Genomic DNA, 14,408 nt, shown 5'->3' on the forward strand with positions numbered 1-14,408 from the left:
CTGACTTCTTCCGCCGGGCCGCCAGGACGGCCGAAGATCGATCCGCCCGCCTGTGCGGGGGAATAAGTAAAAGGGGTGCATAAATGGCCCAGACCAATCTGCCTGTCCTTTCTGCCGAAGGAGGCTTGAGCCGCTATCTTCAGGAAATTCGCAAGTTCCCCATGCTGGAACCCGATGAAGAATTCATGCTGGCCAAGCGCTACAAGGAGCACGCCGATCCGGCCGCTGCTCAACGGCTTATTACGTCCCACCTGCGCCTGGTTGCCAAGATCGCCATGGGCTATCGCGGCTATGGCCTGCCCATTGCCGAAGTGATCTCGGAAGGCAATGTCGGGCTCATGCACGCGGTCAAGCGCTTCGAGCCCGACAAGGGCTTCCGACTTGCGACCTATGCGATGTGGTGGATTCGTGCTGCGATCCAGGAATATGTCCTGCGCTCCTGGTCGCTGGTGAAAATCGGCACCACCGCTGCCCAGAAGCGGCTGTTCTTCAACCTGCGCAAGGTGAAGGGCCAGATCGCCGCGCTCGACGATGGCTCGCTCCATCCCGACCAGATCAAGCAGATCGCGACCACCCTCAACGTCACCGAGGATGACGTCGTCTCGATGAATGCGCGCTTGTCGGGCGATGCTTCGCTCAATTCGCCGATGCGCGCCGATGAAGGCTCCTCCGAATGGCAGGACTGGCTCGTCGACGACACGCCCAGCCAGGAAACTGCCCTTGGTGAAAGCGAGGAATATTCCGAACGCATGGGTCTGTTGACCAATGCCATGGATGTTCTCAACGATCGTGAGCGCGCCATCTTCCAGGCTCGCCGCCTGCAGGAAGATCCGCTGACGCTCGAAGAGCTGGCCCAACAATACGATGTCAGCCGCGAGCGCATCCGCCAGATCGAAGTGCGCGCCTTCGAAAAAGTGCAAGACGCCGTTCGCGAAGCTGCCCGCTCCAACGCCGCATAAGGCTGGACCGCCGCAAGCAACCAATGCAGCCCTCGGTTTCCCCCGAGGGCTTTTTTACGCCTGCGAGCCCGCCGCCGATGCCAACCTGGCCTTGAGCCCGGGGCCCATCGAGCCTCCGGCATACTCATGCCCCCCAAAAGCCCTTACCCCCCGGAAGTGCGGAATGAGCGGGAATGTGCCGGAGCCCTCATGGTGAGGTGCGCAGCGTAGCGCAGCCTCGAACCACGAGGGCGGCCATCACCACCCCACAAACTTATCCCCGCCCCCGAAAACCTCAGGCACAATCCCCCTTGTTCCCGGGCAAGCTGCGCGGTCGCGACGAACGGTCGGTGCGGGGATATCGGATGGGCTTGGGGTCGCCCAAGCTCCTTCGGGACGAGGATGATCCGGGACCGATTTCATCCCCCGGTCCATGAAGCCCCAGGGCTTCTGGCGTTTGGCACGGGTCTAGCCACGGACGGTCCTCACCGAAGAGTCTCCGATAGAGCATGGGGCGAAGCTTGCTTCACCTTCTACCCTTTTGCCGGACGACCGGCACCGAGGCGACCTTCGCCCCATGTCGCAGCACCAACCGCAGGGTCATCAGACCCGGGCGGGATTTTGGCACGCCTGGACGAGATCCCACAGCCGAGCCTTGGGCAGGATCAGCAGCCAGGGCACGGGATCGACCGGCACAATCTCGATCCGCCCGCCCAGGGCCGCATTTGAGGTGCCGATCAGCCCGCCCGGCGCCAGCTGCAGGCCATCCATCGGATACAAGAGCCCCTCCGAGCGCTCGAACCCGATCGGCACCAGCGGATGGATCGACACCCGCTCCCCGGCCGCCGCGTCAAAGGCAATCCGCCCCACCACCGCCAGCGCCACATCGATCTCGTCCACCAGCAGCAAGTGCCGCTCGGGGGCATATTGCAGCACTGCGCTCAGTGCCGCGAGCGTATGGTCGAGCCGCTTGCCGGTCATGCCCAACGCCAGCGTCACCGGCGCCTGCGTCGAGCGCAGTGCCTTCTGGAAATCGGTGGTCACTTGCTCGGGCAGGTGAAACACGCGGGTGCGCCGCTCCCAGTCGGCGCGATCCTGCAGCGAATCGAGATCCCCGATGATCGCCGCAGGCACCAGCCCTACCGCCCCGATCGCATCCGCCCCGCCATCGGCCCCGATCAGCGTCACTCCCGCTGCCGCGAGGTCACGCAGGGTTTGGCTCTCCACCGCCCCGCCGCCCACAATGGCGATCGGTCCGGCAAAGCGCAGGGGCGCGTCGGCAGCTGGGCTGAAATTCTCTTGCACTTGGGGGGCGCTCTTATAAGATCATGGCGTCTCGCTGGGGTGTTCCGGGTCAAGCCGGAGCTGAGAATTACCCATTGAACCTGAACCAGGTCATGCTGGCGGAGGAAGTTCGAGATGGCAAGGGCATCTCGTGCCCGCCATTGACACCCATCCCTTCACTCATGGCCGCACACCAATGAAGGGATGACCATCTTGGTCCACACCACTCACCTGGCGCTTGCGGTCCTTTTCGGACTGGCCGCCTCGCCCGCCTTGGCCCAAACCGCACCGGCGCTCACCATCTATACCTATGATGGCTTTGCCGCCGAATGGGGCCCCGGCCCCCAGCTCGCCGAAGGCTTTGAAGCCCAATGCGCCGGCTGCACTGTCGAGTTCATCGCCGCCGATTCCTCCATCGGCGCCCTGCGCCGCGTCCAGCTTGAAGGCGCCACCACCCCGGCCGACCTCATCGTCGGTCTCGACGTCGCCACCGCCGGGGAAGCCCGCGCCACCGGCCTCTTTGCCGATCACACTCTGGAGCTGGGCGATCTCGCCCTCCCCGAGCCCTGGACCGATCCGCAATTCGTGCCGGTCGACTACGCCCATTTCGCCTTTGTCTACGATACCGACCGCACCGCCACCCCGCCCGCCTCCTTCGAGGAGTTGATCGCGCTCCCCGACGATCTCAAGATCGTCATCCAGGACCCGCGCTCGGCCACCCCCGGCCTTGGTCTCGTGCTCTGGATCAAGGCCGCCTATGGCGACCGTGCCCCCGAAATCTGGGCCGGCGTCAAGCCCCATATCCTCGCCGTCACCCGCGACTGGTCGGAAAGCTATAATCTCTTCCTGACCGGGGAAGCCGATATGGCGCTCTCCTACACCACCTCGCCCGCCTACCACATCGTCGATGAAGACGATCACACCATCAAGGCCGCGCTCTTCGATGAGGGCCATATCGTGCAGGTCGAGATTGCCGGCATGCTTGCCTCCACGGACCAGCCCGAGCTCGCCCGTCAGTTCCTGGCCTATCTCGCTTCCCCCGCCGCCCAGGCGATAATCCCCACCACCAACTGGATGTTCCCCGTGGTTGACCTGGGTGCCGACCTTAACCCGGCCTTTGGCACCCTCCCGCAACCCGCGAAAACCCTGACGATCAGCGACACCGACCTCGAAGCCAACCGCGCCGCCTGGATCGACGAAATGCTCGCCGCCATCCAGTAGGAATCAGGACAGCCACAAGCTTCGAACCCCTCAGTGTGCCTCCCCTCCCCCTTGAGCGGAGGCACACTGAGGGGGGCGATCAAGGGAACACAGTCCCTGATAGCCACACAACGACTCTCCGCCATCCCAGCGCCATCAGCCGACGTCCCCTCCCCCTTGAGGGGAGGGACAGGGTGGGGGATCAGGCCCATCAACCCGCTCCAAGGCTAGCGCCAACCACCGGACCATGACCCTCCCACCCCGCCCCTTGCGCATCGCCACCGCTTGCCTCCTCGCGCTTGCCATCGCCGGGCTGATTGCTCTCGTCCTCTGGTCCATTCTCGCCGCCGCCACCGATGCCGCCGCCACCAGCCGCATCGATATTGCCCACCTCCTGCGCATGACCTCGATCCAGGCCGGGCTCACCACCGTGCTTTCCTTGCTGGTCGGCACGGCATTGGCCTGGTCGCTCAATCGTCTGCGCTTCCCCGGACGCGATCTCCTCGTCGCCTTCTTTGCCTCCGCCATCGTCACCCCCGGCATGGTCGTGGCCTTCGGGCTCCTCGCCATCTGGGGCCGCAACGGCTGGATTAATCGCGCTGCCGAAGCCGTGCTCGGCTTCCCCTTGGGCAATCCTGCCTACGGGCTCGGGGGCATTCTCTTTGCCCATGTCATTCTCGATGGTGCCTTTGCCGCGCGCATCATCCTCGCCCGTCTCGACGCCATTCCCGCCGCCCGCCTCAAGACCGGCCAGTCCCTGGCCCTCTCCGCCTGGCAGCGCTTCACCCTCATCGATTGGCCCGCCCTGCGCGGCACCCTGCCGGGGCTCGGGGCCATCATATTTCTCCTCGCCTTCACCAGCTTCCCTATAGTGCTGCTGCTGGGCGGTGGCCCGGCCAACCAGACGCTGGAGGTCGCCATCTACGCCGCTGTCCGCCAGGATTTCGATCTCGTCGGCGCCGTGCGCCTCGCCCTGACGCAAATCGCGGTTTGCTCGGTGGTGATCCTCGCCGCCTCGGCTTTGGCCCCCGTGCCCACCGCCTTTGGTTCTTCCCCCGCCACGACCTGGCGCGACGGGCCCGCCAGCCGCCTGCTGCAATGGCTGATACTCGCCACTGCAACCCTCTGCTTCGGTCTGCCCCTGCTCTCCGTGCTGATAGATGGCCTCGCCGCCGGTCTCGGCAGCCTCCTGGCCCAGCCGAGCTTCTGGTGGTCGCTCCTCACCAGCCTCCTTATCGGCAGCGCCTCCGCACTCCTCACCCTGCTTCTGGCGCTTGCCCTCGCCCTTGGCCGCGGCGCCACCGGCAGCCCGCCGCTGCGCACGCTCCTGGGCATCCCGGCCTATGCCTATCTCGCCGTGCCCGCCGTGGTGCTGTCGCTGGGCTTCTTCCTGCTGGTACGCGACCTGGGCCTTGCGCCGGCCGCCGCCGCGCCCGCTGTCGTCATCCTTGCTAATAGCCTCCTCGCCCTGCCCTTTGCCATGGCAACGCTTGCGCCGCCGCTCGAAGCCATTGCGAAAACCCGCGGCAAGCTCATCCGCTCGCTCGGGCTGGGCGGCTGGCGTCAGTTCTTCCTCGTGGAACTGCCCCTTATCGGCAAGGATCTGGGCGTCATGCTCGCCCTCGCCTTTTGCTTTTCGCTAGGGGATCTGGGCGTCATCGCCCTATTCGGCACGCAAGATTTCCAAACCTTGCCGCTGCTGATGTTCCGCTCGCTCGGCGCCTATCGCAACAATGATGCAGGGGCCATTGCCGCCATTCTCCTCATCGGCACCATCATTGCCTTTGTTGGCCTGCCTCGCCTTGCCGAAAGGATCGCCCGTGCTGCGCGTTGACGAGCTTTGTTTTGCTTATCCCAACACGGCCGAGCCCTATCGTTTTTCCCTCGCCGCTGCGCCCGGCGAGATCACCGCCGTGTCGGGCGCCAGCGGTTCGGGCAAGTCCACCCTGCTTGATCTCCTCGCTGGCTTTCTCACGCCGACCTCGGGCAGCATCGTGCTCGATGGCCAGCAACTCGTGCCCCTGCCACCCGAGCAGCGCCCGGTATCGCTTCTGTTGCAAAGCGAAAGCCTCTTCGAGCACTTGAGCGCCGGCCGCAACATCGCCCTCGGCCTGCCCGCCCGTACGCCAAAAGCAAGCGTCCACCAGCAGGTCGAAGCCGCTCTCGCCGAAGTTGGTTTGTCCGGCATTGGCGCCCAACCGGCCGCGACCCTTTCGGGCGGGCAAAAGCAGCGCGTCGCCCTCGCTCGCACCCTGCTGCGCGCCCGTTCGGTTTTGCTGCTCGATGAGCCTTTCTCAGCCCTCGACGATCAAACCCGCGCCGTGATCCGCGATCTGGTGAAGACGCTGACGGTCCGGCATGGCTGGCACACCATCCTCGTCAGCCACCACAATGATGATATCCTCGCCCTCGCCAGCCGGCGCTATCATCTGGCGGACCGAAAGCTGGTGGCGGACTAAGCTGCCACGGCGAGGAGGCGCTTTATTCATCCGCCGGCAGCAAATGCGGGTTCCAGACCACCTCCCAGAGATGCCCGTCAGGGTCGCGGAAATACCCGGCATAGCCGCCCCAGAACGTGTCTTGCGCGGGCTTGATGATCGCGGCGCCCGCGCCCTCGGCGTTCGCCATGATCGCGTCGACCTCGCCGCGTTCCCTTACATTGTGCCCCAGCGTCATGGCAGTGGACGACACCGGCTCCCGGGCAAGGCCCGTGTCGAACGCAATATCGTCCTGCGCCCAGATCGCGAGCTTCACTCCGCCCGCCAGATCAAAGAACGCGACGGCGCCGTGCTCGTACTCCTGCCCGACAATGCCTTGCGTCGGCAGGCCCAGCCCATCACGATAAAAGCGCAGCGCCCGCTCGAGATCGCCAACGCCTAGAGTGATAACGGAAATCCGTGGTTTCATGTCCATGCCCTTTCGATCGGCGCCCGCCCGATGCTGGCGCCGTGATCGTCATGGGCCGCTGCAGTAGCGGAAGGACCCGCAAGCGGGGCCGGGCCAACCTTCCCGAACTAACCTGTTTTAGACACGCCAAGGCTAAGCCAGCCCCGCCGGAGCGTCAATCCGCGAGGCCTCTGTCCGGCCAAACGCGGATGCAAAAAGGGGGGCTAATTGCCCCCCTGTCCCCAAGCCGCAAAGACCTTGTCGAACAGCGCCTGCGCTTGCTCATCCTTTTCAAGGGTGATGATCGCATTGCGCCCGGTGCCATACACCACTGCCAGATCCATCCACTTTCGGCTGCGCAGCAGGTCCTGGTTGGTGTTGGCATCCTGCTCGGCCGCACTCAGCGCAAACAGGTAGGAATTACCCACGACGCGGGCCGAAGCCCCCACCAGCGGCGTTCCGGGCACCAGTTCCTGGTCCTTGAGCAACACGCCCGGCAGCCCCGCAATCGTGCCGCCGATAAAGGTGTCGCTCACATCGAAATCCACCTCCATGAGGTGGCTCGCGGGCAGGCTCGGATCGGAATTCTTGCGAATGGTCATCTCGACCCCGAGATTGCGCGCCGGAATATTGGCCTGGCCGATCAGCGTGGGCTGGCCGATCTCGTCGACCCCCTCGCGCCACTCGATCGTGCCCGAGAACGGTACCGCACCGGTGCGGCCATCCTGCGAGGCTTCCAGCAGCAGCGACTGGCTGCCCGACAGCACGGCCGGATCGACCGATGCCGCCGGATCATTGAGCGCCACGGCAGCATTAGGGTCTTCCCCGGGCAGCCGCTCCTCGCTCTTGTCGTCCACACCACCACCCGGTTCGGGCAAGCTGGTCTGCGTCCCGTCGGGCACCACCGGCTCTGGCGTGGGCTCCAGCCGATCCTCGGTTTCCAGTGCCTCGAGCGCCGTAGTCGGCTCGGCCGCTGTCTGGGTCGCCGTATTGCCCGGCACTGCGGGCTGGTCGGTCGCGGCAATGTCCCCATTGGGCGGCACCGGATCGAGCGTCGGGGTCGTAAGATCAGGTTCTGGCTCGGGCGCTTCGGCAACCGCCGTGCTGGCCTGCCCGAACATCTGGTTGAGGTCCACATAGCCTTCGCGCCAGGCCCAAAAGCCGGCGCCACCCACGCCAACCAGAAGCACTGCAAAAACGATCAGGAAAATGCTCAGGCCCGTTCCGCTGCGCGGCTCGCTCACTGGCACGAAGTTGTCGGAATTGTCCTCGCCTGCCCCGCCCGGCAATTCCGCGCGCTCGGGCATGGCAAACATATTGGGCACCGCCGGCCGGGCCGGGCCCACAGCCACCGGCTCCGTGGACTCTGCCGGAGTAGCCTGGCTTTCGCCCCGCGCTTCGCGATCCAGCGTCTCGATCGCCCGCTCGATAGCGCCCTCGGCTTCGCTGGTGTCGGGCTGCGCCGCCTCAACTTCGACTTCGCGCACACTCGACAGTGCCGCTTCAACGGGGCTTGGTCCCATGCTGCTGGCGGGTTCGGTGCGGCGGGCGAAATTGAGCAACGCTCCCCGGCGGGCACCCTCCTCAGCGGCAGGCTTGTCGTCGGCAAACGAATCCGGCTGGTCCTGAGGCTCCTGCACCGGCGCATGGAGCGGCGCGTCGCTGGGCAACTCGCTCGCGCCTGCCGTTTCCGCCTCGGCCTTGCGCGCTCCCTTGGCTCGCCCGAAAGACGGCAACCAACGCGCCCGTGGCTTACTGATCTTCTCGACGGACTCAGGCTCGCTCTCGGCCACTGGCGTAACCACCGCCTGGGCCTCGTTTTCGTTTGGAACCGCCACGGGCACGTCGACCGGGCCCTCCTCGCGCACCAACTCTGCCCCGCTCGCTTCGGCGGCATCGGCGATGATGTCTTCGATCGAGGTGCCGGAGCGCGCTGGGCTATCCCCTTGCGCCTGGGGGTAGGCGGGCTGTACCGGCTCGAACGCGGGATAGTTTGGTTGTGCCGGCTCAAAGCGCGGCCTCAGCTCGAACCGGGGTTGCGGTTCGGGCTCAGGTTCGGGTTCCGGCTCAGGCTGGGGTTCCGGTTCCGGCTCCGGCTCGGGCGCTGCTACCGGCGGCTCGACCGGTTGCGCCATCGGCCGTCCAAACACCGAACCACGCCGCAGCGAAATTACGGCTTCGCTGGCTTCCTGCTCAACCTGCCGGATACAATCTTCCAGCTGCAGCCGATGCTGCGTTATGTCGCGCGCCGGCAGCGGTGGCTGAATGGCCCGCAACTGGCCCACAAGTGCCGAACGCGCCTTTTCGTAAACCGCACGGCGAGCCGCGCCGTTATTCTCGGGCAATGCCGAGATGGCCCGGCGCAGCAGCTCCTTGTAGTCGGCCATAGCTTACTTGGTACTCACAATTGCCGCAGGTGTTGTATCAAAAACACTCAATCTTGGAACGGGTCAACCACAAGGATAGTATCGGCGCGCTCGGGGCTCGTCGACAACATGGCAACCGGCGCCCCGATCAGTTCCTCGATATAGCGCACATACTTGACCGCCTGGGCCGGCAGCTCAGACCAGCTGCGCGCCCCGGCTGTGGTTTGCGACCATCCTTCGAGGGTTTCGTAGATGGGCGTAACCCGCGCCTGTGCCTCCATCAAGGCAGGCAAGTAATCGATCCGTGATCCATCCAGCTCATAGCCGACGCAGATCTTGATTTCCTTCAGCCCGTCCAGCACGTCCAGCTTGGTCAGTGCAATGCCCGAAATGCCGGAAGTCTTGACGGTCTGGCGCACCAGCACGGCATCGAACCAGCCGCAGCGACGCGCCCGGCCGGTATTGACGCCGACCTCGCGCCCGACCGTGGCCAGATGCTCGCCGATCTCGTCATCCAGCTCGCAAGGGAACGGGCCCTCGCCGACGCGGGTCGTATAAGCCTTGGTGATTCCCAGCACATAGCCGATTGCCGTTGGCCCCAGCCCGGAACCGGCCGCAGCCTGCCCTGCCACAGTGTTGGACGAGGTCACGAAGGGATAAGTGCCGTGGTCATTATCGAGCAGCGCACCCTGCGCTCCCTCAAACAGAATGCGTGCGCCAGCTTTGCGCTTTTCGTCGAGCACCTGCCAGACCTGGTCCATGAAGGGCAGGATCTGGTCGGCTACCGAGATCAGCTCCTGCCGGATCGTTTCGGCCTCGATCTCGGGCAGACCCATGCCGCGGCGCAGCGCATTGTGGTGCGTCAGCAGTCGCTCGATCTTGGGCATCAGCGTTTCGGGCTGGCTCAAATCGATCAGCCTGATCGCCCGACGACCCACCTTGTCCTCATAGGCCGGGCCGATGCCACGCTTGGTGGTACCGATCTTGAGCCCGGACGTGCTGTCTTCGCGGATGGCGTCGAGTTCGCGATGTAGCGACAGGATTAGCGGCGCGTTGTCGGCAATGCGCAGCACATCGGGAGTGATCGTGACGCCTTGCGCCCGCAGCTTGGCCATCTCGGCCACAAAATGGTGGGGATCCACCACCACCCCGTTGCCGATCACCGACAGCTTGCCCTGCACCAGGCCAGATGGCAGCAGCGCCAGCTTGTAGCTGACGCCATCGATCACCAGCGTATGGCCGGCATTGTGGCCGCCATGATAGCGCACCACCACATCGGCACGCTCGGAGAGCCAGTCCACGATCTTGCCCTTGCCCTCGTCGCCCCACTGCGAGCCGACGACAACCACATTCGCCATGAAAACTTCACTCCACCAATCATGCCGGCGCGGGGGCGACCCAAACCCGGGGGCCCGCGCAACTGTCCGGCGCCGGGTTTGACCATACCCGAATACCTGCTAAGTCCGATTGTCCTTACATCACCGAGCGCCGATGACAAAGCCGCCAATAACCCAAAGTCGCGGCATTTCCGCCCGCCTGCTGGACCGCCCCTATCTGCTGCTGGTTCTGACCACCATGTTTTGGGGCGGCAATGTCATCGCCGGCAAGCTTGCCGTCGGACATATCGACCCCTTCACCCTCACCGTGCTGCGCTGGGGCGGCGCCCTGCTGCTGATTCTGCCCTTCGCCCGAACGTCGCTTGAACGCGACTGGCCCGTGATCAAATCGCGCTGGCCCCTCTACTTATTCTACGGCGCGGTTGGCTATGTTACATTCAATATCCTGGTCTATATGGCCTCCTACCATGCGAGCGGCATCAACATTGCCCTCGAGCAGGTGACCATCAACCTTTTCGTCATGCTAGCGAACTTCGCGCTCTTCCGCACCCGGGTGCGGCCGCTGCAGATTCTGGGCGCGGTGCTGACCATTCTTGGCGTGCTGGTTACTGCCACCCATGGCGAGGTCGGCCGGCTCCTCGCACTCGACATCGGCTTTGGCGACAGTCTGGTCCTGCTCGCCTGCGCCGCTTACGCCGCTTACTCGGTGTCGCTGCGCTACAAGCCCCCCACTGGATGGATCAGCTTTCTCGTGGCGACCTGTACCGGTGCCTTTGTCGCCGCCATCGCCTACCAGATCGGGTTGGGCGGTGGCATGGGTGCGCTTTTTGCCGCCCTTCCAGCCGTCACGCCTCAGGGCTGGCTCATCGCCCTTTACACCATGGTGCTGCCCTCGATCGTTTCGCAGATGTTCTATGTGCGCGGCGTCGAGTTGATCGGCGCGAACCGTGCCAGCCTCTTTATTAACCTGATCCCCATCTTTGCCGCCACCTTTGCCGTGCTGGTGCTGGGCGAGCGGCTCGAACTCTACCACATGGCTGCCGCAGCCCTCGTCATCGTCGGCATTGCGCTGGCCGAATGGGGCGCCCTGCGCGCCTTGCGCTAGCACCAACAAAAAAGGCGGGACACGCTGCCCCGCCTTTCAAATCGTAGAACCCTTGGCTCTTAGAACCGCAGTGCCTTGGCCTGCTTGACGCCTTCGAGTTGGGCGATCTCCGCCAGCTGCGGCTCGGACAGCGTGCCATCGATCGAAACCAGCGCAATGGCATCGGCGCCCGGATCGGTACGGCCCAGGTTGAAGTTGGCGATGTTGATGCCAAGCTTGCCCAGCAGCGTGCCCAGCCGGCCGATATGGCCCGGCTTGTCCTCATTGGTCACATAAAGCATGGACGGGGTCAGTTCCGCTTCCATGTTGATGCCCTTGACCTGGATCACCCGCGGCTTGCCATTGGCGAATACGGTGCCTGCAAGGCTGCGTTCCTGCTTTTCGGTCGCGACCGTCAGCCGGATATAGTTCTCATAGGCGCCCTGCTGCTCGCGGGTCGTCACCTGCACGGCAATGCCGCGATCCTTGGCGATCTGCGGGGCCGAAACCATGTTGACCTCGCCCATCATTGGCTTGAGCACGCCATTGAGTGCCGCCGCCACCATCGGCCGCGTATTCATAGCAGCCACATCGCCTTCGAACTCGATGGTGATCGACTTGATCGCGGTTTCCGTCAGCTGCCCGGCAAACGAGCCCAGCACTTCGGCCAGCTTGATGAACGGGGTCAGCCGCGGCGCTTCCTCGGCCGAGATCGAAGGGAAGTTGAGCGCATTGGTGATTTCGCCGGTCATCAGATAGGCCGAAATCTGCTCGGCCACCTGCAGCGCTACATTCTCCTGCGCTTCGGTGGTCGATGCACCCAAATGGGGCGTGCAGATCACATTGGGCAGCTCGAACAGCGGATTGTTCTGCGCCGGCTCCTCCAGGAACACGTCGAGCGCTGCGCCGGCCACCTGGCCGGACTTCAGCGCATCATAAAGCGCGGTTTCATCGATGAGACCGCCACGGGCGCAGTTGATGATCCGCACGCCCTTCTTGGTCTTGGCCAGCGTCTCGGCATTGAGAATGTTGCGGGTGGCTTCGATCAGCGGCGTGTGCAGTGTGATGAAGTCGGCGCGCGCCAGCAAGTCGTCCAGCTCGACCTTTTCGACGCCCATATCCTGCGCCCGCTCGGGGGTTAGGAACGGATCATAGGCGATGACCTTCATCTTGAGGCCCTGCGCCCGATCGGCAACGATCGAGCCGATATTGCCCGCCCCGATCAGGCCAAGAGTCTTGTTGGTGACCTCAACGCCCATGAAGCGGTTCTTTTCCCACTTGGAAGCGCGGGTGGACGCGTCAGCCTCGGGCAACTGGCGGGCGAGCGCCATCATCATGGCAATGGCGTGCTCGGCGGTGGTGATCGAGTTCCCAAAGGGCGTGTTCATCACGATGATGCCCTTCTTGGTCGCAGCCGGGATGTCGACATTGTCGACCCCGATGCCAGCCCGCCCGATCACCTTGAGGTTGGTGGCGGCGGCGATGACCTTCTCGGTGACCTTGGTGGCCGAACGGATGGCGAGGCCATCATATTGCCCGATCACCTCGAGCAGCTTTTCCTTGTCCTTGCCCAGATCGGGCAAATAGTCGACCTCGACGCCGTTATCCTTGAAGATTTGCACGGCTGTAGGGCTGAGTTTGTCGGAAACGAGAACCTTGGGCATTTTTGTAGTCCTGAATGGGGTGCGGCCAGCGGCCGGCAAAAAACTGATCGACCCGCCCGTCCCCAGCCTGAACTTGTCCGGCACCGGCCTGTGAGCCGGGTCTTCCCTCCCCTTTGAGGGGAGGGATCGAGGGAGGGGTCGCGCTATTGAGCGACTAAGCCGCGGCGGCCTTGAGCGCGTTGAGCTCTTCGGCAAAGGCCCAATCGAGCCAGGGCGTCAGTGCCCGCAGGTTCTCGGCATTGATGGTCGAGCCGGCCCAGATACGCAGACCCGAGGGAGCGTCCTTGTAAGCGCCGATGTCATAAGCCGCGCCAATCTTGTCGAGCCGCGCGACAAGGGCCTTGGCAAACGCCGCCTGCCCCGCATCGTCGAGCGCCGTAACCGCCGGATCGACGATGGAGAAACACACCGAAGTGTTGGAGCGCGTCGCTTCATCCTTGGCGAGGAACTCGACCCAGGGGGTCTTGGCCACCCAATCGGCCAGCACGGTATAGTTGGCATCGGCCCGGGCTTGCATGGCCTTGAGCCCACCCTGGGCGAGACCCCATTCCATCGCGTCGATCGCGTCCTCGATGCACAGCATCGAGGGCGTATTGATGGTGGCAGCCTCAAAGATCTCGCCGATCAGCTTGCCGTTCTTGGTCAGACGGAAGATCTTGGGCAGCGGGCGCTCGGGCTTGAAGCTCTCGAGTCGCTCGACGGCGCGCGGCGACAGGATCAGCACGCCATGCGCACCCTCACCGCCCAGCGCCTTCTGCCAGGAAAAGGTCACCACATCGAGCTTGGCGAAATCGAGCTTCTGGGCAAAGGCCGCCGAAGTGGCGTCGCAGATGGTCAGGCCTTCACGGTCCGCGGCGATCCAGTCGCCATCAGGCACCCGCACACCCGAAGTCGTGCCATTCCAGGTGAAAACCACGTCACGGGCGAAATCCACCTGCCCAAGGTCGGGCAGCTCGCCATAAGGCGCCTTGATGATCCGCACATCTTCGAGCTTGAGCTGCTTGGACACGTCAGTGACCCAGCCCTCGCCAAAGCTTTCCCAGGCGAGCATGTCGACGCCGCGCGCGCCCAGCATCGACCACATTGCCATCTCTACGGCGCCGGTATCGGAAGCCGGCACGATGCCGATGCGGTAGTCGGCGGGGACTTCCAGCAGTTCGCGGGTCAGATCGATCGCGCGCTGGATGCGCGCCTTGCCGGGCTTGGAGCGGTGCGAGCGGCCCACCAGCGCATTGGCCAGCGCTTCAACCGTCCATCCCGGACGCTTGGCACAGGGGCCCGACGAAAAATTCGGATTAGCCGGTTTCACCGCCGGCGCGGTCAGGGGCATTGCAGCCATCTTCAGCGACCCTCCCAGGTCTATGCGTCTTGCGTTAGGGCAAGATGTCCTGAGGCCGCAGATATGCCTGATACCGCTCCGCGTCAATGCCGTTTTGGGAAAAGTGCTGTTCGGGAACCATGTCGAATTCAGCTACGGCCCACCATCGAGTGATCTTGTTCGGTTCAAAGCGCCGCAGGTTGCGCTCTGGTCTTGCATGCAGGCCTGCACTGGCAGTAAGGCGTGGCTAGTTTTTGCAGTCCCTCGCCCTGCTCCAACGGCAAGCCGAGCGAGAGACAACTGGGCAGGGCGCGTCGCCTTGCGCATTTTG

Annotated in this window: 11 protein-coding genes and 1 riboswitch; of the genes, 5 read left to right on the plus strand and 6 right to left on the minus strand. The window is 64.2% G+C overall.

Going from position 1 to position 14,408, the window contains the following annotated elements:
* Window positions 1-83: 83 nt before the first annotated feature.
* On the plus strand, window positions 84-959 hold the full coding sequence (rpoH, locus tag HRU92_RS10245) for an RNA polymerase sigma factor RpoH (RefSeq protein WP_127753938.1): 876 nt from the start codon (window positions 84-86) through the stop codon (window positions 957-959).
* A 582-nt stretch (window positions 960-1,541) separates the two neighbouring features.
* Here the strand turns inward: rpoH and HRU92_RS10250 are convergent.
* Window positions 1,542-2,243, minus strand: a complete 702-nt coding sequence (locus HRU92_RS10250) for a thiamine diphosphokinase (protein ID WP_172124095.1) — start codon at window positions 2,241-2,243, stop codon at window positions 1,542-1,544.
* A 25-nt stretch (window positions 2,244-2,268) separates the two neighbouring features.
* Window positions 2,269-2,369, plus strand: a riboswitch (TPP riboswitch).
* Window positions 2,370-2,426: 57 nt separating this feature from the next.
* On the opposite strand from HRU92_RS10250, the gene thiB reads away from it, so the two are divergent.
* The 3 genes from thiB (at window position 2,427) to HRU92_RS10265 (ending at window position 5,881) form a co-directional block, all read left to right on the plus strand.
* Window positions 2,427-3,443 (plus strand): thiamine ABC transporter substrate binding subunit, encoded by a 1,017-nt coding sequence (gene thiB, locus HRU92_RS10255; RefSeq protein WP_173088123.1) that lies wholly within the window; start codon window positions 2,427-2,429, stop codon window positions 3,441-3,443.
* A 226-nt stretch (window positions 3,444-3,669) separates the two neighbouring features.
* Window positions 3,670-5,256, plus strand: a complete 1,587-nt coding sequence (locus HRU92_RS10260; protein WP_172124099.1) for a hypothetical protein — start codon at window positions 3,670-3,672, stop codon at window positions 5,254-5,256.
* Window positions 5,243-5,881, plus strand: coding sequence for an ATP-binding cassette domain-containing protein (locus HRU92_RS10265; RefSeq protein ID WP_172124101.1), 639 nt, complete (start codon window positions 5,243-5,245; stop codon window positions 5,879-5,881). Before HRU92_RS10260 ends, HRU92_RS10265 begins: the two co-directional genes overlap by 14 nt.
* A gap of 22 nt (window positions 5,882-5,903) precedes the next feature.
* Here the strand turns inward: HRU92_RS10265 and HRU92_RS10270 are convergent, their stop codons facing one another.
* The 3 genes from HRU92_RS10270 to HRU92_RS10280 form a co-directional block, all read right to left on the minus strand.
* On the minus strand, window positions 5,904-6,329 hold the full coding sequence (locus tag HRU92_RS10270; RefSeq protein ID WP_172125098.1) for a VOC family protein: 426 nt from the start codon (window positions 6,327-6,329) through the stop codon (window positions 5,904-5,906).
* A 203-nt stretch (window positions 6,330-6,532) separates the two neighbouring features.
* Entirely contained in the window at window positions 6,533-8,695 is a 2,163-nt protein-coding gene (locus HRU92_RS10275) for a hypothetical protein (RefSeq protein ID WP_173088125.1), read from the minus strand.
* Between the two features lie 47 nt (window positions 8,696-8,742).
* On the minus strand, window positions 8,743-10,032 hold the full coding sequence (locus HRU92_RS10280; protein WP_172124103.1) for an adenylosuccinate synthase: 1,290 nt from the start codon (window positions 10,030-10,032) through the stop codon (window positions 8,743-8,745).
* 133 nt (window positions 10,033-10,165) lie between these two features.
* Between HRU92_RS10280 and HRU92_RS10285 the strand changes: the two genes are divergently transcribed.
* The gene (locus HRU92_RS10285; protein ID WP_172124105.1) at window positions 10,166-11,116 is read left to right on the plus strand and encodes a DMT family transporter; all 951 of its coding nucleotides are present in this window, start codon (window positions 10,166-10,168) and stop codon (window positions 11,114-11,116) included.
* A gap of 59 nt (window positions 11,117-11,175) precedes the next feature.
* On the opposite strand, the gene serA is transcribed toward HRU92_RS10285, so the two are convergent.
* Together serA and HRU92_RS10295 are read right to left on the minus strand one after the other, a co-directional pair.
* Window positions 11,176-12,759 carry a phosphoglycerate dehydrogenase gene (serA, locus tag HRU92_RS10290; protein WP_127753946.1) on the minus strand — a complete coding sequence of 528 codons (1,584 nt, stop codon included), beginning with the start codon at window positions 12,757-12,759 and terminating at the stop codon, window positions 11,176-11,178.
* Window positions 12,760-12,913: 154 nt separating this feature from the next.
* A complete protein-coding gene (locus HRU92_RS10295) occupies window positions 12,914-14,089 on the minus strand; it encodes a phosphoserine transaminase (RefSeq protein ID WP_173088238.1) in 1,176 nt (391 codons plus the stop codon).
* Between the last annotated feature and the right edge of the window lie 319 nt (window positions 14,090-14,408).

Source organism: Devosia sp. 1635, from assembly GCF_013185955.1.
In the GTDB taxonomy this organism is placed as follows: Bacteria; Pseudomonadota; Alphaproteobacteria; order Rhizobiales; family Devosiaceae; genus Devosia.

Coding starts and splice junctions, on each gene's coding strand:
- HRU92_RS10295 (WP_173088238.1), bottom strand. CDS start 14,089: ATGCCCCTGACCGCGCCGGCGGTGAAACCGGCTAATCCGAATTTTTCG.
- HRU92_RS10270 (WP_172125098.1), bottom strand. CDS start 6,329: ATGAAACCACGGATTTCCGTTATCACTCTAGGCGTTGGCGATCTCGAG.
- HRU92_RS10280 (WP_172124103.1), bottom strand. CDS start 10,032: ATGGCGAATGTGGTTGTCGTCGGCTCGCAGTGGGGCGACGAGGGCAAG.
- serA (WP_127753946.1), bottom strand. CDS start 12,759: ATGCCCAAGGTTCTCGTTTCCGACAAACTCAGCCCTACAGCCGTGCAA.
- HRU92_RS10285 (WP_172124105.1), top strand. CDS start 10,166: ATGACAAAGCCGCCAATAACCCAAAGTCGCGGCATTTCCGCCCGCCTG.
- HRU92_RS10260 (WP_172124099.1), top strand. CDS start 3,670: ATGACCCTCCCACCCCGCCCCTTGCGCATCGCCACCGCTTGCCTCCTC.
- thiB (WP_173088123.1), top strand. CDS start 2,427: ATGACCATCTTGGTCCACACCACTCACCTGGCGCTTGCGGTCCTTTTC.
- rpoH (WP_127753938.1), top strand. CDS start 84: ATGGCCCAGACCAATCTGCCTGTCCTTTCTGCCGAAGGAGGCTTGAGC.
- HRU92_RS10275 (WP_173088125.1), bottom strand. CDS start 8,695: ATGGCCGACTACAAGGAGCTGCTGCGCCGGGCCATCTCGGCATTGCCC.